The following is a 23,210-nucleotide window of genomic DNA, read 5'->3' on the forward strand; positions in this document are numbered from 1 at the left end:
TCGCGGCCTGCCGGGTCAGCCGGGCTGTCCGTCGATCTCCCCGAGCATCCGCTCGAGGAATCGTTTGAGCACCGCCCGCTCCTGCGCCGACAATCGATTCAGCACGCCCCGCCTGACCTCCGCCAGCACCGCCGGGATGCGCTCCGCGAGCGCCAGGCCGGCCGGCGTCAGCGCGAGATCGAGCGTGCGGCGATCGTCGTCATGGCGTCGGCGCACGACCCATGCCCGCTCCTCGAGGTCATCCACCAGCCGCGACATGCGGCCCGCGCCGCACCCGAGCGAGCGGGCGAGCGCCTGGCATGACACCGCCTCGCCGCGCGCGAGATGGACGAGCGCCCTGCCCTGGGAGAACGGCATCCCCAGCGCGGTCAACGTTGCCTGCTCGAACAGCCGCTTGATCGACGCGTGGACGCCCAATATCGAGCGAACCGCGTCAAGCTCGCGCGATACGTCGCGGCGATCCGGTGGGGAAAACCTGTCGGCCATGTTCCGCACTACCGGGCCTTCGGCGTGACCGGCGCTTGCGCCCGATAACCGCCGCCCAGCGCCTTCGTCAGCGCGATGTCCTGGCCGATCCGCCGTCCGTCGAGCTCGGCCAGCACCATGCGTTCGACGAGCACCGCCTGCTTCGCCTCCACGGCGGCGAGCCGGCTCGCCAGCCCGGTTCGGTAGTGGGCGTCGACGCTGTCCTGCGCGAACTGCACCGCCTCGATCTTCTCCGTCTGCAGCTTCGCCTCGACGTCGAGATCCTGCAGCTGGCTGCCCGTCATCGCCACGTCGCGCACCGCGTTCAGCACCGCCTGGTTGTACTGCAGGATCAGCAGGTCGCTTGCCGCGCGCACGCCGCCGAGATTCGCGTTGAGCCGGCCGCCGTCGAAAATCGGCAGGGTCAGGCCGGGAACCAGGTTGATCTGCTGGCTTGCATGCGTGAACAGATCGGCCAGATGCAGCGCGTTGACGCCGAAGAACGCCTTGATGTCGAAGCTCGGATAGAACGCGGCCTTGGCCGCGTCGATCCTGTCGAACGACGCTTCGACATACCAGCGCAGCGCCTGCAGATCCGGCCGTCTCGCCAGGAATTCGTACGAGAGCGTCGCGGGCAGCGCAAGCGGCGGCGACGGCAGCGGCACGGGCCGGAGGTCGCCCAGTTCGTCGGCGCGCGCGCCGACCAGCGCCCGCAACGATTCGCGCAACTGCGTGATGCGTGCTCGCGCGGCCGCCAACTGCCGCTGCGTCGTCAGCTGTTGCGCGCGCGCCGTTTCGGTCGGCGTCCGCGGCTCGAGGCCGCGCGCCGCGCGCGCGGCATGCGCATCGACCGAGATGGTCGCGATCGCGTGCAGTTGCTCCAGCAGATCGGCGATTCGATAGGTCGTCTGGATGCCGTAATAAAGCTGCGCGACGTCCGCGGCGAGTTCCAGTTCGACGGCCGACAGCTCGACCGCGCGCGCATTGCGCACCCCCAGCGCGGCGGCCACCTGCGCACGTTCCTTGCCCCAGATGTCGACATCGAGACTCGCGCCGAGGCCGACGATGCCTTCCGTATACCAGGGCCCGGTCGCGCCGATCATCGGCTCGTTGCCGGAATAGGCGCCCAGGAAGCCGTTGCCCGACACGCGCTCGCGGTCCACCGAGCCGAGCGCGGACACCTGCAGGTTCGTGCCGGCCTTCACGAGATCGACGTTGGCCCGGGCCTGGGCGACACGCGTGCGGGCGATCGCCATCGTCGGCGCGTCGCCGAGCGCGCGCTCGATCAGCGCGTCGAGCTGCGGATCGGCATAGCGGGTCCACCAGCGGGCCGACGGCCAGTCGCCGTGCGCCAGATGGATGTCGTCGGCAATGCGAATGCGCTCGGGATCGAGCGCCGCGGCCGGCTGGGTGTCGTGGCGGATCAATGCGCACGCGGACAGGCCGCACAGCAGTGCCGCGGCCGCGACACGGCGCAGCGATGAAGAAAAGGATCGAATCGGCGAAACGGTCATGCTTGCGAAGCTCGCGAGGAAAGTGCGGGGCTGACGGCGTCCTCGGCCCAGGCGGGCAGGATCGAAATCTGGCTGGCCAGGTTCCCGGCCCGGGTCAACAGGCGCGCGTGGGCGGCGCGCTCGGCATCGGCCGGCTGCGCCGACAGATCGGCCGCGCAACAGGCCGACAGCGCGTCCAATGCGATGCGGGGCGGCGCGTCGACCGTCAACGGATGGTCGGCCAGCCCGTGTGCGTAGCTGTCCAGCGCAGCGGCCAGCGCCTGTTCAAATGCGCTCGCGGCCGCCTCGGTCCGCTCCGCCAAGCGCAGCGAGCGCCGTTCCGCGCCGAACGCGTCGGCCGCCAGCAGGATTTCCCTGACGTGGGCCAGCAGCGTCTGCATGCGCAGGGTCAAGCCTTCGTGCTGCCCTTCGGCCATCTGCCAGCCCGGTTCCAGCGCCACGCGCGCGGCCATCGCGTCGCAATCGGCCAGCTCGCCCCACAGCGCGATCGGCACCGGGCCCGCTGCGCCCGGACGCAGGTGCGCGGCGATCCGGCGCAGCAGCGTCGCCGCGCGCTGACGCAGCGCTTCGCCCTCGGCCTCGGGCCACAGGAACGCGTGGACGGCCGCCGACACCGCGACGCCGAGCAGGATGCCGACCATCCGGTCACGGATTTCGGTCAGGTCGGTGACCGGACCGAATTCCTCCAGCAACGCCAGCGCAAACGTGAACATGATCTGGATGCCCGCGTAGCTGATGCGCTCGGAGCCTGCCGCCACCCACGCGCCCAGCGCGATGACGGGCAAGGCCATCATCAACAGGCCGACGATGCCGTCGAGATGCGGCACGACCCACACGACCATCGCGAGCGCCAGGGCGCTGCCCACCACCGCGCCGCCGATCCGCAGCGCGGCGCGCTGGGCGGTCGCGCCGAGGCTCGGCTGCGCGACGATCAGGCAGCTCAGCATCATCGTATGGATACCTTGCCAATCGGTGGCGATATAGAAGACGTAGCTGAACAGGGCCGCCATCAGCGTCTTCAGCGCGAACTGCGCATAGACCGGATTGACGAGCGCATCGGGCACCAGCAGGCGCCCCTTTTCGGCCGGCGATTCGGCATCCGGTGCCGCCGCGGATCGATCCGCGAACGCCAGCAGCGCGTCGCGCATCTCCGCCAGCGCGCCGGGCAACCCGTCGGCCGGCAGCGCGGCCAATGCCGCGGGCGCGACATAGCGCGTGCCAGCTCCGATCGCATCGCCGAGGCCCCGGCATGCGTCGCGCAGCGCGGGCAGCGCGTTCGCCGGCAAGCCGGCCGTGGAGTCCGGCAGGTGGCCTGCGGCGGCGTACAGGCGCGACACCGTTGCCGCGCGCGCCAGATGCAGCGCCTGGCCCTTGCGATACGCCGCGTCGCGCATCGTGGCGAAACGCAGCAGCTTCTGCAGCGTCAACGCGGCAAGCTGGATCGCACGCGCCCCCGGCACGCCGGCTGCCGGCGTGCCGTGTTCGAGGCCGGCCAGCGTCACGTCGATCGCGTCCAGTTGCCCGCGCATCGCGGCTTCGAGCTGGCGCACCGGCTCGGCGGGCAGCAGCAGCGTATTGATCACGAGCGTCAGCGCGATCGCATAGTTGACCGCGACCCATACCCACAACACCATGCGCACCAGCAGTTCGGCCTGGTCCGTCCGGTCGACGAAGGTCTGCACGTAGATGACGATCAGGCCGACGATGAAGAACACGACGCCGACCTTGGCCACGCGCATCAGGTAGACGCTGCCGAAGAACAGCGCGCTGGCCAGCAGGATCCGCAGCAGCGGATAGTCGTAGGTCAGCTTCAGCACCAGGATCGCGCTGACGATCGCCAGCGTCGAACCGACGACGAACAGCACGCCGATCATGCGCGTCACGACGACGTTGGCCTGCGTGACGTAGAACACGACGATCAGCGACAGCGCGAGCAGCGGCACCTGCAGCGCCATCGACGTGACGATGACGAGCGCGCTGGTCAGCACGCAGCGCAGCGTCACGTTCATGCGCCCCGGATACGGGCGGATTTCGCCGCCCACGAAGCGGGCGAAACGTTGCAGGCCGCCCGGCAGGGCATGTGCGGCGCTCATGTGCCGCTCAACGGGATGCATCGTGCGGGTGGCCATCGCGGCGCAGCGTGGCGACCGCCGACGTGCCGATCCGGAAGCTCGCCGGGTCCGGGTTCGCCACCGCGATCTTGACCGGGAAGCGCTGCGACACGTGCACCCAGTTGATGCTGCGCTGCACCCGCGGCAGCCCCTCCAGCACCACGCCGCCGTCGTCGGGCAGCACGCCGTAGCTGATCGAATCGACGCGGCCCTCGAAGCGCCTGCCGGTGTCGCTCGTCAGGTAGACGGTGGCCGGTATCCCCGCGCGCACGCCCTTCAGGTCGGTCTCGCGGAAATTCGCGATCACATACCAGTGGCGCGTATCGATCAACGTGAACACCGGCTTGAGCGCGGAAGCGAACTGCCCCACCGTCGTGCGCAATGCCGCGACCCGTCCGTCGAACGGCGCGCGCACCTCGGTGAACTCGAGGTTCAATTCGGCGATCGCGATCTGCGCGTTGACTTCCGCGCGCTGCGCGACCAGCGCGTCCACGCCGCTCACGGCCGCCTTGGCCTGCTGCGCCTGCAGCGTCGCCGCATTCAATTCCGCCTGCGCGGCCCGCTGCGCGGTGCGGGCCCGATCGACGTCTTCGGCCGACGTGTAGCCATGCGCCAGCAGCGGCTCGATCCGGCGGAGCGTATCGGTTGCCTGGTTCGCCTGCGCGCGGGACCGCTCGACCGCCGCCTTCACGGATTCGGCGTTGTATTGCTGCGCATTGACCGAACGCTGCGTGAGCGCGATCTGCCGATCGAGCGTCTCGAGCCGCGCCCGCGCCTGATTCAGCGCATCCTGGTACGGCCGCGGATCGATCCGGAACAGCAGATCGCCCTGCTTGACCTGCTGGTTGTCGCGCACCGGCATCTCGACGATGCGTCCGTTGACTTCCGGCACCACGTTGATCGTGTCCGCGTACACGTAGGCGTCGTCGGTGCTCGGTGCGCGGTCGATCCGCCACAGCACGACACCGAGCAGCACCAGCGCGGCGGCGGCGACGAGCAACGCGGGAAGGGACTTTTTGCGCGAGGCGCGGGAGGCGCGGGAGGCGTCGGACATATACGGTACGCGTGATCAGTGGGGGAAGAAGAGCAGCCAGAAGGCCATCGCGAGCAGCGCGGCGAGCGCCGGGTAGCTGATCGCGAGCGGCGCCAGCCACGCGCGCTTGCCGCGCTTGCCCAGCACGACATGGACGACGACGGTGCCCAGCACGCCGAAGACGATGCAGAACAGCCAGTCCGGAAACGCGGCGCCGAACACGACGACCGACGGCGCGGGCACGCAGCCGCCAAGCAACAGGCTGGCCGCGAGCGGGACGAATTTCTGGGCGGTGGATGAGCGCATCTGCAAAGGACTCACGGCGGCGGGCAATGGACGCATGGTCGAATGCCGCAAGGTTGACTCGACGATTGAATGGGTACGGCGGAACGGGGCTCGGGCGGATGGCCGCCTGCCTGCCGCGGCAGCCGGGCGCAAGCGCGGCCCCGGCCGGAAGAACGGAGGGCCGGTAACAGGCCCTGCGCGACTCGATCCCCGATGGTAAGCGGGCGGGGAAGGCGAAAGCACTGGAATAACCGACAACGCGATTGTGAAAATTCACAATGCGGCCCGCCGCGATCGCGGGGCCGCGCACGCTGCGCGCCGGTGCGGCGCACAGCGTGCCGCCCTGGGCCTAGAACGAATGACGCATGCCGAGCACGGCGCCCACGGCCGTGCCGCGGCCCTCGTGCAGCGCGCCGTTGATCGACAGCCCGGTGTTCATCCGCCCGTAGTTGTGCACGAGCCCGACCTGCGTGTAGAGCGCCGTTGCCTTCGACAAGAAGTACCGCAACCCGATCGCGGTCAGCAGCGAGTGGTTGCGGGTATCGTTGCCGTCGCTCGTGAACCACGCGCCGGCATCGACGTTGACCGCGGGCGTAATCAGGTAGCTGGCTCCGGCGCCAACCACCCGGTTGTCGAACGATCCGCCCACCTTGTAGAGCGCGTAGGAGGCCTTGACGGTCAGGTTGCCGAAATCGTACACGGCGCCGATCGCTCGCCCCGTGAACGGCACGGTGCTTGGAATCGGCGTCGCCGCCGTGCCGCCCGCGTTGCCGTTATAAAGCGCCGCCGTGACGAGCAGGCCGCCCATCTGGTATTTCAGGCTTGCCGAATATTGCCGGCCCGACTGGAAATCGCCGGCCTTGCCGCCGAAGCCGAACATCGCGCTGCCCTGGAAACCCGCGATCACCGGGCTCGTGTAGGACACGGCATTCTGATTGAACAGCCCCGTCACCAGCACGTTGTCGACATAGATGACGGCGCCGCTGCCGAAATAGGCGATGTCGCGCGGATCGGTCGCGATCTGGGCGAGCACGAACGGCGAGTATTGCAGGCCGGCCTTGACCGTCCCGAAATTGCCGCTCAATGCGAGCCATGCCTGACGGCCGAACATATTGCCGTTCGAATTCGCGAACCCGCCGTTCGACACGTCGATGCCGCTTTCGAGGACGAACGTCGCCTTCATTCCGCCGCCGAGATCCTCGACGCCTCTCAGGCCGAATCGCGATGCCGACGCGGCGCCGTCGATCATCGCGAACTTGTGGCCGCCATTCGCGCCGGTGTGCGTGTTCAGCGACTTGTTCGTATACAGCACGGCCGCATCGACCACCCCATACAAGGTCACGCTGCTCTGAGCGTGAGCCAGCCCGGACGCTGCACCCAGCGATGCCGCCACAAAAAAACCCCATGCTCGCGGGCACGTTGACGATTTCATCCGCAATCTCCAATCGAATAGTTGTTTTTTGATTCGGGATGCCCGCCCGCGCGGTGTCGAACGACGCTGCGCGCGTCACGACCACGGACGCGATCCCGGGGCAAGATTACGGGCAGGCGGACAGGTGCGCGGCCGGCCGGCGGGGAGGGTCGGCCGCGCGCGCCGGGGGGGTGGAATCCGGTCACCCCCCTCCCGTGGGAAAACCCTCATCGCCCGCACGGCGGCGCGGATTATGATGGGGCGGCATCTTCCCGGTATATCTCGCAATGAACCTTCCGACCGATCCCGACACGCAACGCTGGGATCTCTCACTCATCCAGACCAAGATGGCGCCGCCCCGGCCGCCCCGCTGCCGCGTGACGCGGCGGCCGCTGCTGAAGAAGCTGGCGGCGGCAGCCGGACATACGGTCACGCTGATCATCGCGCCGGCGGGGTTCGGGAAAACGACGATGTTGTCCGAATGGTGCGAAGTGCTGCGCACCCGGCACCAGCTCGTCGCGTGGCTGAGCCTGGACAGCGACGACGACGACCCCGACCAGTTCGGCGCGTACCTGGTCGCCGCGCTGAGCCGTGGCACGGGCGGCGTCGGGCAGCACGCCGAACGATTGCTGCGCAAGGACCCGCTCACGCCCGGCAGGACCGTCGTGTCCGTGCTGCTCAACGAAATCGCGGCCTGCGGCAAGCAGGTGTTTCTGGTCCTCGACGATTTCGACCGCCTGTCGTCCACGCCCGTGCGGGCCGCGGTCTCTCGCCTGCTGCGCTATGCGCCCGACAACTTTCATATCCTGCTCGGTGCGCGCAGCGAGCCCAAGCTGGCGCTCGCCCACTTCCAGGCCCACGGGCAGCTGCTGCGGATCGACGAATCCGACCTGCGCTTTTCCGCCGACGACGCGCAGGCATTCTTCGCGCGCGCGGGCACCGCGATACTCGACCGTCCTGCCGTCGAACTGCTCCACGATGCAACGGAGGGATGGATCGCCGGCCTGCAGCTCGCGTCGCTGTCGCTGCACGATGCGGCGGATGCCGCCAGGGTCGCGCGCGATCTTGCCGGCAACCGGTACGGCATCGACGCCTATCTCGACGAAGCGGTGCTGGCCCGCCTGCCGCCCGCCGTCTATCAATTCCTGCTGCGCACGTCGATCCTCGAGCGGCTGAGCCCCGGGCTGTGCGATGCCGTCATGGGCGCCGGCGCACGCAGCTGGGAGAAGCTCGACTGGCTGGAGCGCAATAACCTGTTCATCCGCGCGCTCGACGACGAGCGGCAATGGTTCCGCTATCACGCGCTGATGTCCGACGCGCTCAGGCGGCGAGCCGCCCGGCAGCTGGCCGACGAGCTGCCGAAGCTGCACCGTCGCGCCAGCCAGTGGCTCGCGGCCGAGCGCCAGTGGCCGGAGGCCGTGCGCCATGCGCTGGCTGCCGGCGACGCGCAGCAGGCCGCGACCTGGGTCGAGCACTGCGCGATGGCGTTGATCGATCGCAGCGACGTGAGCATGCTGCTGAGCCTGATCGGCAAGCTGCCTCCCGACCTGGTGGAATCGCGCCTGCGGCTTCGGCTGGCCAATGCATTGGCGCTTGCCTTCCTGATGCATACGCCGGAGGCGGGCAGCGTGCTGCAGTCGGTGACATCCGATCTCGCGCACACGCCCGTCGATGGCACGCGAGCCGCACACGTCGGCAACGCGCTGTTGCGGATCGAGGCGATCGCGGTGGCCGCCGCGCTGTCCGGCTTTCGCGACGACAGTTACCGGTCGCTCGACCTCGGCCGCGAAGCGGCCGCTTCGCCGCTGCCCGTGCCGGCGTGGGCCCGGCGAATCGGGGAATCCGCGCAAATCTTCGGCCTGACCTACGACGGCCGCTTCGACGAGGTCGAGCAGATCAGACGCAAGAGAGCGATCGCGCCGGACGACGATCACGAACCCATCTACGCAAGCGTCTACCGCGAATGCATGTTCGGGCTGAACGTGCTGGTCAACGGCCGCCTGTCGGAGGCGGCCGCGCTGTTCGAGTCGGCCCTCGCCCGCGCGGAAGCGAACGTGTGCCGCCACTCCGCCGCCGCGGCCGTGCCGGCAGGCTACCTGGCCGCGGTCCGTTACGAGCAGAACGATCTGGCCCGCGCGCGGCAGCTCGTCAACGACCGCTCGGCCATCACTGCGCAAGCGTGTCCGCTCGGGTCGCTGTCGAGCTACTGCCGCACCGCGGCCCGGCTGCACGCCCGGCATGGCGATATCGCGTCGGCGTTGCTGTGCCTGGAACAAGGAGCGGAACTGGCCGCGTCGCGGGGCTGGCTACGCCTGCGCGCCTCCTGCGACGCCGATATCGTGCGCCTGTGCCTGCAACGCGGGTGGCTCGATCGCGCACGGGACACCGCCGACGCGCTGGAAGCGCTGATGCCCGCGCCGCCCCCCGCGCCGATGGGCAGTTTTCTCGAGACATGGGCAAGCTGGTGCGAGGTGCAGGCGCGGCTCGACATCGCAACGGGCCACGCCGGGCGGGCCGCCGAACGGCTCGACGCGCTGGGGAACACGTTTGCCCGGGCCGGCATGCAATACCTCGAGGCACGCACCTCGCTGTTGCGCGCGCTGGCGCTCGAGCAGGCCGACGCGCATGAAGCCGCGCTGGCGGCACTGGACGACGCGCTGCGCTACGCGCAATCGAACGGCATGATCAGCAGCTTCGTCGACGAAGGCGAGCCGGCGCTGCGCCTGTTGACGAGATGGGCCCGCGACACGCCCGATCGCGCCGGAAGCCGGCGAGCCTTCGTCGACCGGCTGCTCGCCGCGTTCGACCCGCAGCAACGGACGACCGGCGACGACGCGCGCGGCGCGCGGCACCTGCTCAGCGCGCGCGAGATCGAGATCCTCGGCCATATCGCCCAGGGCCTGTCGAACAAGGAAATCGGCCGGGCCTTGCGCGTGGCGCCCGAGACCATCAAGTGGCACCTGAAGAACATCTTCGAGAAACTGAAGGTCGGCACGCGGTTCGAGGCCGTCCAGACCGGGCTGGGCGTGACGCCGGTCGATCGCGGCGACGCGCGGGAATCCGATCCGGCGCCGCCCGGGCAGCGCGCGATGCCGGGCCCGTGAACCACGGCGGCGGGCGCCACCGGCACGACGTGGCGCCCCGGATTCCTGTCCGGACGAGCCAGGCCGCCTCCAGGAGCAAGGAAACATGACAGACAAAGTCCCTGAAATCTCCCCGGCCTTGCGCGAGTGGACCGAAAGCGTCGTCCTGAATCACGAGAGCGTCATCGACCGGGTGTGCAAGGCAGTCCTGAACGTCAAGCCGTATGTCGATCTCGATTCGCCCACCCGGCTGGATATCCGTCATTCGATCGCGTTGTCGTCGCGGCTCTGGCTCGACACGCTGCTGTCGGGCCGCCTGCCGTCGGAAGCGGCGTTCGAAAGCTTCCGGGAATACGGCCGCCGGCGGGTCTATCAGAGCGTTCCCCTCGAAGCGCTGCTGCGTGCGTTCCGGCTCGGGTCTCGCGCGCTCTGGTGCTGCTATATCGAGCTCGACGAGCAATACGCCAGCCTGCGGGACGAGCTCCTGTTCCAGGTGTCGCCTTACTTGATGGAGTTTTTCGACACCCTGGCCCAGATCATTTCCCAGACTTACCTCGAAGAGCAATACAAGCAGGCTCGCTGGCGGGAATCGCTGCGCTACCAGTTGCACAGCATCATTTTCAACTTCCCCGAGGACCTCGACGGATTCTCCAAAACCGCCGCCGCGCTGCGCCTGAACGGCGCCATTCCGCGCATCGCGCTGGCGATCGACGTCGATTCGATCGACAGCAATTCCCCCACCTTCAAGACCGAAATCGACCGAGTCATCGCGGCGACGGCCCGGCACCTCAAATTGCCTGTCGACGACATCTTCGACATCTGGTTCGGCGGACGTTTGCTCGTATGGATCCCCATCCTGCTCGGCAATCTGATCGCCATGAGCGATCGCCAGGTCGCCACGCAGATCGCGTCCGTCGCGACTGCCGTGCCGGAAGTCCGCGCGATCGGCGTCGGCTTGCCGGGCGAAGGCGCGCCGGGCTGGGCCATGTCCGCGGACGAGGCGAGCCGGGCGCTCAGTTTCGGCCGTGGCGGGGCTGCCCAGGCGCAGGTTCGCCTCTATTCCGAGATTGCCCTCGAAGAAAGCGTCCGCGGCACCCAGCGCGTGCTGAGCTATCTGGTCTCCCTGGTGGAACAGCTTGCCGGTGAACCGGATCTGCTCGAAACCCTCCGCACCTACTTCGATCAGCTTCAGCGGCGCAAGGCAACTGCAAGCGTGCTCGGCATTCACCCCAATACGCTGAACTACCGGCTGGAGCGCATCGAGAACATTCTCGGCGCGCGGCTGGACGATGCCGGCTGGATCTCGAAGCTCGACATGGCCATCAAGCTGCGCGGCTCGCACAAGTAGCGGCAGCCGCACGGCTTTCGGCGCCGCGCTGCCGGCCCGGCAATGTGTGCTTGACCACCCAACTCGCCTGCTTTTGGAAAAAGAGCTAATTGCTTTGTGTGTTGTGACATAGGCTGCGGATCGTCATCACCTTAAGATGGGTCGCAATCTGTACCGCTAAGTTGAACTGATTTCAACGACGATCAGGTATCAGGTGAGGACCAGTATGCCGAATTGTCCGATATGGGCACATATGGTGGGCATGCTCGACGGCGACGGGCGACGGGCCGGCCTGGGCCGCTTGCCCGGTTCGATCGCCGGACGTGGCGCGCGCGCAAGCAAGTGTCCAGCGGTCCACTCGGTCAGGATCCTGGAACGGCTGAGCCGCTCGACGATCAGCGTTTCGTGGCAAGACCCGACCGCATGTCGATACGAGGATCAGATATGGAAGGTCGCCATTGCGCGGCGTCCCGGTATCTGCGCGCTGACGAATGCCGCCATCGAAGTCGGCGATCTTGTCTATCGACCGGTTCGCGTCCGGCACTCGAACCCGGTCAACTTGAATTTCCTGATTCTCGCCGCGGTCGTGGAGCACGTTCCGGTTCTCGATGCTTGAGACACCCCCTCGGCATCTTGCCCGGCGCCACCGGCCGAAGCACGCCCGTGTTGTTTCAGCGGCCTGTCCTGAACGGACGCACGTCACCTGTCTGAAAAGTCGATCCCATGTCACACGATTCCTCCGCTCCCCGCTTCGACACCGTTCTCTACGAAAAGAGAAACGCGACGGCCTATCTGACGCTGAACCGGCCCGAGGTGATGAATGCACTGAACCAGAAGGCGATCGCGGAGCTGCGCGCGGCGTTCGAAGATGCGCGAGACGACCCGCAGGTTCGCGGGATCATCGTCACCGGCGCCGGCAATCGCGCGTTCATCGCGGGTGCCGACATCAACGAACTGGCCACCGCAACGCCGATCGAGGCCGAACAGCGCACGCGTGCGGGCCAGGCGCTGCTCGATCTCGTCGAGCGCCTCGGCAAGCCCGTCATCGCGGCCGTGAACGGTCTCGCGCTGGGCGGCGGATGCGAAACCGCGCTGGCCTGCACGATCCGGCTGGCCACCCCGGGCGCGAAGTTCGGACAACCTGAAATCAGGCTCGGGCTCATCCCCGGCTTCGGCGGAACGCAACGGCTCCCGCGTCTCGTCGGCAAAGGCATCGCACTGCAACTCATCCTGACCGGCGAAATGATTTCGGCGCAGGAGGCGTACCGGATCGGCCTCGTGAACGAAGTCGTCGAAGCCGATGCCCTGATCGCCCGGGCCGAAGCCATTCTGGCTCAGATCGCCGCCAACGGGCCCGTCGCCGTCGCCTACGCGATGGATGCCGTCAACCTCGGGCTCAACGCGGCCTTGCCGGAAGGCCTTGCGCTGGAAGGGAAGCTCTTCGCGCTCTGCGCCGCGACCGATGACAAGAAGGAAGGAACCACCGCCTTCCTCGAGAAGCGCCCGCCGAAGTTCGCGGGGCGCTGATCGATGGCGGCCTCTCCGTCCCCGCACGCAGTTCGAAAAAATGCCCGCCTGCGTCGCGCGAAACCCCAACCTTGAATTCGGAACACTGCAATGATTGACGGACAACACGTATTTTCAGGCCTCAAGGTGCTCGATCTCGCGAGCTACATCGCCGGGCCAGCGGCCACGACGATCCTGGCCGACTTCGGCGCGGACGTGATCAAGATCGAGCCGCCGGGCACCGGCGACGTCTATCGCTTCTTCTCGAGCATTCCGCCGAACCCTGTCGCCGGCACGAACTACGCTTGGCAACTGACGAACCGGAACAAGCGCAGCATCGCACTCGACCTGAAGGCAAGCGATGCCCGAGAAGTCCTGACACGCCTCGTCAAATGGGCAGACGTCGTGGTCGTCAATTTCCCGCCGCGCGTGAGGGAGACGCTGGGCGTGACCTACGAGGCCCTCTCGCCCCTCAATCCGCGGCTGATCTACGCCGACATCACCGGCTACGGCTCCGACGGGCCGGAGGCCAACACGCCGGGTTTCGACGTCACGGCCTACTGGGCGCGTTCCGGCCTGATGGAGGTCACCCACGATGCCGGCAGCCCGCCGACGCTTCCGATCCCCGGAATCGGCGACCACGCGACGGCAACCACGCTTTACGCGGCGATCGTCACCGCGCTGTACGCGCGCACGGCGACCGGGAAAGGCAGCCACGTGACGACCTCCCTGATCGCCAACGGCATCTGGGCCGCGGCGGCGTGGGTCGAAGGCGGCCTCAACGGCGGCAAATTCTTCCCGCAGCACGACCGGAAAAATCCGCCCAACGCGCTGCTCAACCCGTACCAGACGGCGGACGGGCGCTGGTTCCTGCTGGTCGCGGCCCAGCGCAAGGAGTGGGCGGGCTTTGTCCGCGCGATCGACATGCCCGAGCTTCTGGACGACCCGCGCTTCGCCGACGACGCGCAGCGCATCGCGCATTCGGCCGCGCTGGTCGAGATTCTCGATCCGCTTTTCGCCAGCCAGCCGCTGGCGTTCTGGAAACAGGCCTTCACGGCCGAACGCGTGATTTTCGGCGTCGTGCAGATTGCCGAGGAAATCATTCACGACCCCCAACTTGAAATCAACGGGATCGTCGTGCCGCTCGAAGTGCCGGGCCAGCCCGTCACGCGCACGGTCAGCAATCCGATTCAAATCGCGGGACAGCCGAAGGTCAAGCCCGGCGCGGCGCCGCAACTCGGCGAACACGGCACGGACATCCTGAAGGAAATGGGCTTCGACGACGCGGACATCGCCCGCCTCCAGGACGCGGGGGTCGTCTCGCGCTTTGCAAGCGAGACCTGAAACCCGACGTATCGAGCGGCTCGGGCGAGCCGCTCCGGCAACCATCCCGCGGCCGGCCACGGCCCGCCGCACATCCGGAGTCATTCATGACTGAAGACGAAATCCGCGCCCACGCGTACGCCATGCCGATCTGCAGCCCGGCCTACCCCAAACCGCCATTCCGGTTCGTCGATCGCGAATTCATCATCGTGACCTATCGCACCGACCCGGAAGCGCTTGCCCGCGTCGTGCCCGCGCCATTGCTGCCGGCCGAGCCGATCGTCAAGTACGAATTCATCAAGATGCCCGATTCAAGCGGGCTGGGTTCGTACACGGAATCGGGCCAGGTCATTCCGGTGTCGTTCAACGGCGCGGCCGGTGGCTACACCCACGCCATGTATCTCGACAGCGAAGCCGGCATCGCCTCCGGCCGCGAATTGCTTGGCTTTCCTAAAGTGCTGGCGCAACCGAAGCTCGAGGTTCGCAACGATGCGCTGGTGGGCACGCTCGACTACAACGGCGTGCGCATCGCGACCGCGACGATGGCTTACAAATACGAGCCGCTGGACCTCGCCGCCGTCAGGCAAACGCTCGAGGCGCCCGGCTTCCTGCTGAAGATCCTGCCGCACGTCGACGGGTCGGCGCGCGTCTGCGAACTGGTCAGGTATCACGTGACCGACGTCACGGTGAAGGGTGCGTGGGCCGGGCCCGCCTCTCTGGAACTGCATCCGCATTGCTTCGCGCCGGTCGCAAGACTGCCGGTGCTCGAGGTGCTGTCCGCGATCCATATCCTGACCGACCTGACGATCGCCGGCGCCGAAGTCGTCCACGACTACCTGCGAGCCCCATCGAACGCATCCTGATCAACGCATTTATAGGAAATCATCATGACTGCCAGCTCGAAGCCCAACCACCCGCTTCCGGCACCCGACAGCGACTTCTATCTGATTCACGAGCTCCTGAGTGATGACGAACGCGCGCTGCTGAAACGCGTCCGTGCCTTCATGGAGGACCGGGTCGCGCCGGTGATCAACAAGTTCTGGGCCGCGGATGCATTCCCGTTCGAGCTGATCCCCGAGATCAGGGATCTCAACATCGTCGGCATCGGTTTCGAAGGCTATGACTGCCCCGGCGGCAGCACGCTGCTCGACGGCTTCATCGCGATGGAACTGGCACGGGTCGACTCGTCCATCTCGACCTTCTACGGCGTCCATAGCGGACTCGCCATGGGGTCGATCTATCTCGGCGGGTCGGAGGAACAGAAGCGGAAATGGCTGCCTCCAATGGCACGGCTCGAAAAAATCGGCTGTTTCGGGCTGACCGAACCGCTGGTCGGGTCGGGCGCCGGCGGCGGCCTGCTGACGACCGCCAGGCGCGAAGGCGATACGTGGGTGCTCAATGGCCAGAAGCGCTGGATCGGCAATTCGCCGTGGTGCGACCTGTCGATCATCTGGGCACGCGACGTCGACGACAACCAGGTCAAGGGTTTCATCATCGAGAACAAGACCACGCCGGGCTTTTCCGTCGAGAAGATCGAGAACAAGATCGCGCTTCGCGTCGTGCAGAACGGCGTGATCACGCTCGACAATTGCCGGGTGCCGGAAGAAAACCGCCTGCAGGGCGACCTGTCGTTTCGCGATACGGCTCGCGTGCTTCGGCTCACCCGTCAGTACGTGGCGTGGGAAGCCGTCGGTTGCAGCATGGGCGCCTACGAACATGCGCTGCGCTACGCGCAGACCCGCGAGCAGTTCGGCAGACCGATCGCGTCGTTCCAGATGGTGCAGGACCACCTCGCCAAGATGCTCGGCAACATCACTGCGTCGCAATGCATGGTCGTACGGCTGGCCGAATTGCAGGATCAGGGCAAGCTGCTCGACCAGCAATCGTCGCTGGCCAAGGCATTCTGCACGAGCCGCATGCGCGAGACCGTCGCTTGGGCTCGTGAAATCTTCGGCGGCAACGGTATCGTCCTCGACTACAACGTCGCGCGCTTCTTTGCCGACGCGGAAGCGCTCTATTCCTACGAAGGCACACGCGAAATGAACCACCTGATCGTCGGCAAGGCGGTTACCGGTTTCAGCGCGTTCGTCTGATCCCCACTCCATTCGAAGGATTGTCAGCCATGGGCAAAGATATCAACCGCATTGCCATCATCGGCACCGGCGTCATTGGCGCAAGCTGGGCCGCGCTGTTTCTGGCCAGAGGCCTGGACGTCGTCGCGACGGACATTGCCCCGGATGCCGAGCCGAAGCTCAGGGCATTCGTCGACGCGGCATGGCCCGCTCTGGAGCAGTTCGGGATCACGCCGGGCGCGTCGCGTTCGAGACTGCGGTTCACCGCCAGTCTCGACGAAGCGGTGACCGGCAGCGACTTCGTGCAGGAGAACGGCCCCGAGCGGATCGACTTCAAGAAGGACCTCTACAAGCATCTCGACGCCATCCTGGCGCCGGACACGATCATCGCCTCGAGTTCCTCGGGGCTGACCATGAGCGAAATCCAGTCGGCCTGCGAGCGCCACCCCGAGCGATGCGTGATCGGGCATCCGTTCAATCCGCCTCATCTGATTCCGCTGGTCGAGATCGTCGGCGGCGCGAATACGTCGCGGGAAACGATTGAGCGGGCGACCCGCTTCTATACGAGCCTGGGGAAGAAAACCATCCAGCTCAACAAGGAAGTGCCCGGCCATGTCGCGAATCGCCTCCAGGCGGCACTCTGGCGCGAAATCGTCCATCTGATCGCGGAAGACGTCGTGAGCGTCAAGGACGCCGATACTGCCGTGTGTTGGGGGCCGGGCCTGCGCTGGGGCATCATGGGCCCGAACATGTTGTTCCATCTCGGCGGCGGACAAGGCGGCATCGACCACTTCTTCGACCAGTTCACCGGCCCGATGACCGCGTGGTGGAAGGTGCTGGGTTCGCCGCAAATCACGCCGGAACTTCGTCAGAAAGTGATTGCGGGCGTTCGGGACGAGGTCGCCGGCCAGTCGATCGATCAGTTGGCGGCTCACCGCGACGAAGTCCTGCTCGGCCTCCTGTCCCTTCGGCGAGAAGGAACCTGACGCGCCCCCCTCTCGCCGGACCTGCTTGCCCCACGGTGCGGCGGCGAGGCAGCGCAACAGGCCCGCAGTATCGGGAACGAGAGCGGTGAGCAGCCGCCGCTCTCGAAACCGCCATGACCGGATGGTCACAAGACTCGCGCCGCCGGCATCGATCCCTCGGACACGTCGCGCAAACGCGAGCGTACGTTTGCGCGAGTGAGGTTGCCGGCCGCACGAACCCGCACGAACCACTGTTCGATCCGCTCTCGGCCCGTCGTGCGAAGCGACATCCCCTCGTCGAACGGCGAACGCACCGCGGTCAACGCGGGACTTAACGCCGCGCCCCGCCGCTACGACGACATGTCGGCCGCACATACAGGGTGACCAGGCACGAGCGTATGAAATTCAAAGAGCTGCGAAAATGATATCCAAAATCCCTGACATCTCTCCGATCCTACGCAGATGGACTGAAACCGTCATCTCGAATCACACGAGCGTCGTCGAACGGGCATGCAAGGAAATATTCGGCATCAAGCCTTATATCGATCTCGATTTACCTACCAAGCTCGACATCCGGAATTCGATTTCCTTCTCGTCGCGACTATGGCTGGACTCGCTCCTGTCCGGCAAGCTGCCGTCGGATGATGCGCTTGAAATATTTCGAGAGCATGGCCGTCGGCGGGTCTATCAGAATATTTCCCTCGAGGCGCTGTTGCATGCGTTCCGATTGGCATCCCGGGAACTCTGGTGCAGCTATATCGAAGTGGACGAAAAATCCGATGATCTGCGCGACGAGCTTCTATTTCTGATCTCCCCCAATTTAATGAAATTCTTCGACGCCATGTCGCAGATCATTTCGCAAACCTATCTTGAAGAACAGTTCAAGCAGGCTCACTGGCGTCAATCGCTTCGGCATCAACTGCACAGCATCATTTTGAATTCCCCCGAGGATGCCGATGGCTTCTCCAAAGCCACATCCGCACTGCGCATCAATGGTACGACGCCGCGAATCGCACTGGCGATAGACGTCAACTCGATCGACAGCAATTCGCCGACCTTCAGGAACGAAATCGAGCGAATCGTTGCGGCGATCGCCCGGTGCGTCAAGTTGCCTGTCGACGAGATTTTCGATATCTGGTTTCACGGACGGCTGTTTGTATGGATCCCCATTTTGCTTGGCGACCTGACGGGCACGAGCGATCGTCAAGTAGGCAAGCAGATAGCGTTCGTCGCAGATTCCGTATCCGAAGTGAGCGCGATTGGCGTTGGCCTGCCAGGCGAAGGCGCGTCAGGCTGGTCGATGTCCGCGGATGAGGCGAGCCGGGCGCTCAGCTTCGGCCGGGGCCGCGATGACCAGGCGCGTGTGCGCCTGTATTCCGCGATTGCCCTCGAAGAGGGCATCCGTGGATCAAGACGCGTGTTGAACTATCTGGTATCCCTGTTGGAACAGCTCGCGAATGAACCGTATTTGCTCGAGACACTCCAGACCTACTTCGATCAATTGCAGCGACGCAAGGCAACCGCAAGCGTGCTCGGCATTCATCCCAATACCCTCAACTACCGCCTCGAGCGAATCGAGAATATTCTTGGCGCCCGGCTGGATGATACCGGCTGGATATCGAAGCTCGACATGGCAATCAAGTTGCGCGGCACGCGCAAATAGCGTTTCCCTCCCGCCCGCACTCTCGTGCAAGGGTGTGGCTCATCTCTCGCGCTGAATATGGAAGCAGTGCGAGGCTTTCGCCCTCGCCGCCGGCCCATCGATTTCAGGCTGGCTGTCGAACACATCCACACTGGAAAATAGCCAGCTTCATTGTGGATCGTCACACATGCGATCGGTCGCCGAGACCGTTCCCCGAGTTCGGTCCGGACGAAGCAGCGGTCGTGAAATGGCGGCACGAGCATGCAACCGGCGCCGCGCGGCGGCTCGCCTCCTTTTCCGCTACAGTAGGTCCGCTGGCCTCGCAAACGGCCACGATCCTATCCACCTTTTTCCAAGCCAGAGAGGGCCAGGTTGAATACGCCACACGCCTACACCCCCGATGCCCCCACCCGCGCCGAGGTCGACGCGCTCGCAGGCGCAACCGTCATCGAGTTCGGCACGAACTGGTGCGGCATCTGCGCCGGCGCGCAGCCCGCGATTCGCGACGCGTTCCGGACTCACCCCGCCATCCGCCACCTGAAGATCGAGGACGGCCCCGGCCGCCCGCTCGGCCGCTCGTTCCGGGTCAAGCTCTGGCCGACGCTGGTGTTCCTGCGCGACGGCGTCGAGGTGGCGCGCGTCGTCCGCCCCACCGACGCCGCGCAGATCGAAGCCGACGGCTTCGCGGCGCTGGCATGAGTTCATCTGCCCCCCGATCGCCATGCAACAGGCCATTCAACACATCGCCATCGACGCACGCGGGCGCGGCCTCGTCGAGTTCACGTCGCAGGTGCGCGCGTTCGTCGACCAGCAGTCGATCCGCACCGGCCTGCTCACCGTGTTCTGCCGGCACACTTCCGCGTCGCTGCTGATCCAGGAGAACGCGGACCCGTCGGTGCAGCGCGATCTCGAGCGCTACTTCGCGGCTCTCGCCCCCGAGGACGCGTCACGCTACGAGCACGACACCGAAGGCCCCGACGACATGCCCGCGCACCTGCGCACGGCGCTCACGCAGGTGCAGCTGTCGATTCCCGTCGAGCACGGGCGCATGGTGCTCGGCACCTGGCAAGGGATCTATCTGTTCGAGCATCGCCGCGCCGCGCACCGGCGCGACATCGTGCTGCACCTGATCGGCGAGTGAACGCGCGTCACGCGCCGAGCGATTTCTTCAGGAAGATCTTGGCGTGGCCGGCCGGGAAATCCGGCAGCTCGCCGAACTGGACATAGCCGAGCCGCTCGTAAAACGGCTTGGCCTGGAAGTCGTGCGTGTCGAGCCACGCGCCATGGCATCCGCGTGCGCGCGCTTCCGCCTCGGCCAATTGCATCAGGCGCGTGCCGACGCGCTGGCCGCGCGCCGCCTCGGGCACCACGAGCAGGTCGACGTGCAGCCAGCCGTAGGCGGTCGATCCCCACAGTCCGCCCGCGATATTGTCGGCATCGTCGGTCAGGATGACGGCGAGCGGCCGAAAGTTGATCGGGCCTGCCCGGCTTATGTTGAATTGCACCAGCGGCGCCGCGATTTGCTTACGGACGCCGGCATCCGCGGTATCGGTCACCGTGTAGTTGAACGTCATTGCCATCTCTCGTGTTTTAGCGGTTTTACAGTCACGACATTTCTCTACATGTCGTGTATCGATATATGGCGCGCTCGAGGAAGCGGTATCTACGGTCTGGATACCGGTGACGCCGGCTTCGGCCGACGTGCGAGCGTCTCCGCCACGTCCAGCGCGACCTCGATGAACGCGCGCGCGGCGGCCGTCCGGTAGCCGCCCTTGCGCTGCATGAGGACCGCCGTTCTCTGCAGCAGCAAAGGATCCAGCGCAACAGCGACGAGATCATCCCGCCCGCGCGCGATCGTCGCCGGCAGCAGGGTCGACAGTTGGGTTCGCTGAATGACCTCGATCACCGCGCTGATCGAATTGGCCTCCATGAGCACCCGGGGGCGCACATCGTTCTGACGGCAATAGCGATCGACGTGCTCGCGCGTCGCGAATTCGGCGCTCAGCAAAATCAGCGATTCGTCGTTCAGTGCGCTGACGCGCACCGAGCGCCGCTTCGCCAGCGGATGATGCCGCCCGACGACCAGCGCGAGCGTCTCGACCAGCAGGCGTTGCGCATCGATGTCCGGTGAACGCACCTCGTCGAATGCAATGCCCACGTCGAGTTCATCATCGACCAGCAGCGCCTCCATGCGCTCCTGGGACATCTCGCGCATCGTCAACGTGATGCCCGGGTAGCGACCGTAAAACGCTTCGACCAGCGGCCCGATGAAATAGGCCGTGAACGTCGGCGTCACGGCAATACGCAGCGCGCCTCGGCTCAAGTCCTCGACGTCGTGGATCGCGCGCCGGCCTTCCTCGAGCCCCTGCACCGCACGCTGCGCATAACGGAAGTACACGTCGCCCGCGTCGGTCAGCCGCGTCGCTCTGCCCGTGCGATCGAAAAGCTGCGCGCCAAGGCTTTCCTCCAGCTGCTTGATCTGCTGCGACAAGGCCGGCTGGGACACATGCAGCGCAGCAGCGGCGCGCGTGAAGCTGCGGTGTTCCGCTACGGCCAGGAAGTATTTGATGTGGCGGTCGAGCATGCCGGTTTCGCATAAGAAAATCGAATCGAACGCATAATAAATCGATATTTTCGCTTATGCAAATCGACGCGTAACCTTCAGGCCATTGCATCGCGCAACGCGATGCCCTACGAAGGATTCGCCATGAAAGACATCATCGAAGGCTTCCTGCAGTTCCAGCAGCACGCGTTTCCCAAGCGCGCCGAACTGTTCAAGGGCCTGGCCACGCGCCAGAACCCCCGCGCCCTGTTCATCTCGTGCTCCGACAGCCGCCTCGTGCCCGAACTCGTCACGCAGCGCGAACCCGGCGACCTGTTCGTGATCCGCAATGCCGGCAATATCGTCCCGTCCTACGGGCCCGAGCCGGGCGGCGTCTCGGCTTCCGTCGAATATGCGGTTGCGGCGCTGCGCGTATCGGACATCGTGATCTGCGGACATTCGGACTGCGGCGCCATGACCGCGATCGCCACCTGCCAGTGCATGGCTCACATGCCGGCGGTGGGCAGCTGGCTGCGCTATGCCGATTCGGCCCGCGTCGTGAACGATGCGCGTAACCACGAGAGCGTGCCTCGCAAGGTGGATGCGATGGTGCGGGAGAACGTGATCGCGCAGCTCGCGAACCTCCAGACGCATCCGTCCGTCCGCCTGGCCCTCGAAGAGGGACGGGTGACGCTGCACGGCTGGATCTACGACATCGAAAGCGGCCGCATCGATGCGCTCGATGGCGCCACCGGCAAATTCGTTTCCCTGGCGGACAACCCCGAAGCCCGCGCTACCGCCCGCCAGCTCCAGGCAGCCGCCTGATTTCCGTTACTCACCCAAGGAGAGTTCGCCATGATTCAATCGCAAACCAGTAAGAACGCCCGCCTCGACCTCGCCGACGCCATCCTCCTCGCCAAGGCCAGGAAGGACCTGACGTTCGCGCAGATCGCCGAAGGCACCGGCCTGCACGAAGTGTTCGTGACCGCGGCGCTGCTCGGCCAGCATCCGCTGCCGGCCGACGCGGCCCGGCACGTCGGCAAGCTGCTGGACCTCGACGCCGATGCCGTCGCGCTGCTGCAGACCATCCCGCTGCGCGGCAGCATCGAGGATCGCGTGCCGACCGACCCGACCGTGTACCGCTTCTACGAGATGCTGCAGGTCTACGGCACGACCCTCAAGGTCCTGGTTCACGAGAAGTTCGGCGACGGGATCATCAGCGCGATCAACTTCAAGCTCGACGTGAAGAAGGTCGACGATCCGGATGGCGGCTCGCGCGCCGTCATCACGCTGGACGGCAAATACCTGCCGACCAAGCCGTTCTGAATCCCCGTCGAAACGACACGGCTGGCGCGGCGCGCCGGCGGGTGTCGTGCTCCGGAATCATTACGCCGGCCACCGCCCGGTGGCCGGCGTTGGAACGCTTTAGTCGTGGAGATACACATGAAGTCACGCATGCTCGTTGCACTTGTCGTCGCCGGAGCGCTCGCCGCCCCGGCCGTTGCGCACGCCGATGCGCAAGTCTTGAGCCGCGCGCAGGTACGCGCCGAACTCGCTGGGCTGCGGGCCGCCGGCTACGATCCGTCACGCGGAGAAGACGCAAGCTACCCGACGGACATTCTGGCGGCCGAAGCGCGCATCGCGGCGCAGCGCGACGCCGGCGCGAACGCCGTTTCGTACGGCGGCGGCAATCCGGCAGGTGCGTCGGAAGCCGGCGCCCGCAAGGCAGCGCGGCGTCTTGATCACGACAGCTTGACGCCGTGAGCTGAAGCGCAATTTTGTAAACAATCAGGCACAGCGTCTCGCGCCGAAACACTCACGTCGATTTCGATCCGGATTTCCTCCTGCAGGCCAGTACCGGCGGATTTACCGCACGAAACTCCTTCCGAATGCGCCTCCTTACCTATACTGGATTCACCTGACGAAACGGA

At 66.1% G+C, this 23,210-nt stretch carries 22 protein-coding genes; 14 read left to right on the top strand and 8 right to left on the bottom strand.

The window, feature by feature from the left end:
• Positions 1 to 15: 15 nt before the first annotated feature.
• The 6 genes from ABFO07_RS28260 to ABFO07_RS28285 all read right to left on the bottom strand — a co-directional run bounded on the left by ABFO07_RS28260 (position 16) and on the right by ABFO07_RS28285 (position 6,840).
• Positions 16 to 486: a MarR family winged helix-turn-helix transcriptional regulator gene (locus tag ABFO07_RS28260; RefSeq protein WP_059922240.1), complete on the bottom strand. Its 471-nt coding sequence runs from the start codon at positions 484 to 486 to the stop codon at positions 16 to 18.
• A gap of 8 nt (positions 487 to 494) precedes the next feature.
• Positions 495 to 1,979 (bottom strand): MdtP family multidrug efflux transporter outer membrane subunit, encoded by a 1,485-nt coding sequence (locus tag ABFO07_RS28265; RefSeq protein ID WP_060352496.1) that lies wholly within the window; start codon positions 1,977 to 1,979, stop codon positions 495 to 497.
• On the bottom strand, positions 1,976 to 4,072 hold the full coding sequence (locus ABFO07_RS28270) for an FUSC family protein (protein ID WP_347469024.1): 2,097 nt from the start codon (positions 4,070 to 4,072) through the stop codon (positions 1,976 to 1,978). The genes ABFO07_RS28265 and ABFO07_RS28270 overlap by 4 nt, the downstream gene beginning before the upstream one ends.
• 7 nt (positions 4,073 to 4,079) lie before the next feature.
• On the bottom strand, positions 4,080 to 5,144 hold the full coding sequence (gene mdtN, locus ABFO07_RS28275; RefSeq protein ID WP_347469026.1) for a multidrug transporter subunit MdtN: 1,065 nt from the start codon (positions 5,142 to 5,144) through the stop codon (positions 4,080 to 4,082).
• 15 nt (positions 5,145 to 5,159) lie between these two features.
• The gene (locus ABFO07_RS28280; protein WP_059810891.1) at positions 5,160 to 5,429 is read right to left on the bottom strand and encodes a YtcA family lipoprotein; all 270 of its coding nucleotides are present in this window, start codon (positions 5,427 to 5,429) and stop codon (positions 5,160 to 5,162) included.
• A gap of 328 nt (positions 5,430 to 5,757) precedes the next feature.
• Positions 5,758 to 6,840: a porin gene (locus ABFO07_RS28285; RefSeq protein WP_124517669.1), complete on the bottom strand. Its 1,083-nt coding sequence runs from the start codon at positions 6,838 to 6,840 to the stop codon at positions 5,758 to 5,760.
• A gap of 266 nt (positions 6,841 to 7,106) precedes the next feature.
• Between ABFO07_RS28285 and ABFO07_RS28290 the strand changes: the two genes are divergently transcribed.
• The 11 genes from ABFO07_RS28290 to ABFO07_RS28340 all read left to right on the top strand — a co-directional run bounded on the left by ABFO07_RS28290 (position 7,107) and on the right by ABFO07_RS28340 (position 19,878).
• Positions 7,107 to 9,923 (top strand): LuxR C-terminal-related transcriptional regulator, encoded by a 2,817-nt coding sequence (locus ABFO07_RS28290; protein ID WP_060352498.1) that lies wholly within the window; start codon positions 7,107 to 7,109, stop codon positions 9,921 to 9,923.
• 85 nt (positions 9,924 to 10,008) lie between these two features.
• Entirely contained in the window at positions 10,009 to 11,250 is a 1,242-nt protein-coding gene (locus ABFO07_RS28295; protein WP_059810877.1) for a PucR family transcriptional regulator, read from the top strand.
• A 232-nt stretch (positions 11,251 to 11,482) separates the two neighbouring features.
• On the top strand, positions 11,483 to 11,845 hold the full coding sequence (locus tag ABFO07_RS28300) for a DUF3331 domain-containing protein (protein ID WP_060160099.1): 363 nt from the start codon (positions 11,483 to 11,485) through the stop codon (positions 11,843 to 11,845).
• 107 nt (positions 11,846 to 11,952) lie between these two features.
• Positions 11,953 to 12,756, top strand: coding sequence for an enoyl-CoA hydratase/isomerase family protein (locus ABFO07_RS28305; protein ID WP_124491009.1), 804 nt, complete (start codon positions 11,953 to 11,955; stop codon positions 12,754 to 12,756).
• Between the two features lie 90 nt (positions 12,757 to 12,846).
• Positions 12,847 to 14,079, top strand: coding sequence for a CaiB/BaiF CoA transferase family protein (locus ABFO07_RS28310; RefSeq protein WP_124491010.1), 1,233 nt, complete (start codon positions 12,847 to 12,849; stop codon positions 14,077 to 14,079).
• 86 nt (positions 14,080 to 14,165) lie between these two features.
• On the top strand, positions 14,166 to 14,921 hold the full coding sequence (locus tag ABFO07_RS28315) for an acetoacetate decarboxylase (RefSeq protein ID WP_059908300.1): 756 nt from the start codon (positions 14,166 to 14,168) through the stop codon (positions 14,919 to 14,921).
• 24 nt (positions 14,922 to 14,945) lie between these two features.
• Entirely contained in the window at positions 14,946 to 16,151 is a 1,206-nt protein-coding gene (locus ABFO07_RS28320) for an acyl-CoA dehydrogenase family protein (RefSeq protein WP_124491011.1), read from the top strand.
• Between the two features lie 29 nt (positions 16,152 to 16,180).
• The gene (locus tag ABFO07_RS28325) at positions 16,181 to 17,116 is read left to right on the top strand and encodes a 3-hydroxyacyl-CoA dehydrogenase NAD-binding domain-containing protein (RefSeq protein ID WP_059988090.1); all 936 of its coding nucleotides are present in this window, start codon (positions 16,181 to 16,183) and stop codon (positions 17,114 to 17,116) included.
• A 400-nt stretch (positions 17,117 to 17,516) separates the two neighbouring features.
• Positions 17,517 to 18,758 carry a PucR family transcriptional regulator gene (locus ABFO07_RS28330; RefSeq protein ID WP_124491012.1) on the top strand — a complete coding sequence of 414 codons (1,242 nt, stop codon included), beginning with the start codon at positions 17,517 to 17,519 and terminating at the stop codon, positions 18,756 to 18,758.
• Between the two features lie 351 nt (positions 18,759 to 19,109).
• The gene (locus ABFO07_RS28335) at positions 19,110 to 19,436 is read left to right on the top strand and encodes a thioredoxin family protein (protein WP_059810869.1); all 327 of its coding nucleotides are present in this window, start codon (positions 19,110 to 19,112) and stop codon (positions 19,434 to 19,436) included.
• 22 nt (positions 19,437 to 19,458) lie between these two features.
• Positions 19,459 to 19,878, top strand: coding sequence for a secondary thiamine-phosphate synthase enzyme YjbQ (locus ABFO07_RS28340; protein WP_059564303.1), 420 nt, complete (start codon positions 19,459 to 19,461; stop codon positions 19,876 to 19,878).
• A gap of 7 nt (positions 19,879 to 19,885) precedes the next feature.
• Here ABFO07_RS28340 and ABFO07_RS28345 read toward each other — a convergent pair whose 3' ends face one another.
• Together ABFO07_RS28345 and cynR are read right to left on the bottom strand one after the other, a co-directional pair.
• Positions 19,886 to 20,311, bottom strand: coding sequence for a GNAT family N-acetyltransferase (locus ABFO07_RS28345; protein WP_059922187.1), 426 nt, complete (start codon positions 20,309 to 20,311; stop codon positions 19,886 to 19,888).
• Between the two features lie 89 nt (positions 20,312 to 20,400).
• A complete protein-coding gene (gene cynR / locus ABFO07_RS28350; RefSeq protein ID WP_060014355.1) occupies positions 20,401 to 21,321 on the bottom strand; it encodes a transcriptional regulator CynR in 921 nt (306 codons plus the stop codon).
• Between the two features lie 123 nt (positions 21,322 to 21,444).
• Between cynR and ABFO07_RS28355 the strand changes: the two genes are divergently transcribed.
• The 3 genes from ABFO07_RS28355 to ABFO07_RS28365 all read left to right on the top strand — a co-directional run bounded on the left by ABFO07_RS28355 (position 21,445) and on the right by ABFO07_RS28365 (position 23,043).
• Complete coding sequence (locus ABFO07_RS28355) at positions 21,445 to 22,104, top strand: carbonic anhydrase (protein ID WP_347469031.1); 660 nt, start codon at positions 21,445 to 21,447, stop codon at positions 22,102 to 22,104.
• A 30-nt stretch (positions 22,105 to 22,134) separates the two neighbouring features.
• Entirely contained in the window at positions 22,135 to 22,605 is a 471-nt protein-coding gene (gene cynS / locus ABFO07_RS28360; RefSeq protein ID WP_059564300.1) for a cyanase, read from the top strand.
• A 117-nt stretch (positions 22,606 to 22,722) separates the two neighbouring features.
• Entirely contained in the window at positions 22,723 to 23,043 is a 321-nt protein-coding gene (locus tag ABFO07_RS28365; RefSeq protein ID WP_060352502.1) for a DUF4148 domain-containing protein, read from the top strand.
• The last annotated feature ends 167 nt before the right edge of the window (positions 23,044 to 23,210 follow it).

The organism is Burkholderia stagnalis, assembly GCF_039848545.1.
Taxonomy (GTDB): Bacteria; Pseudomonadota; Gammaproteobacteria; order Burkholderiales; family Burkholderiaceae; genus Burkholderia; species Burkholderia stagnalis.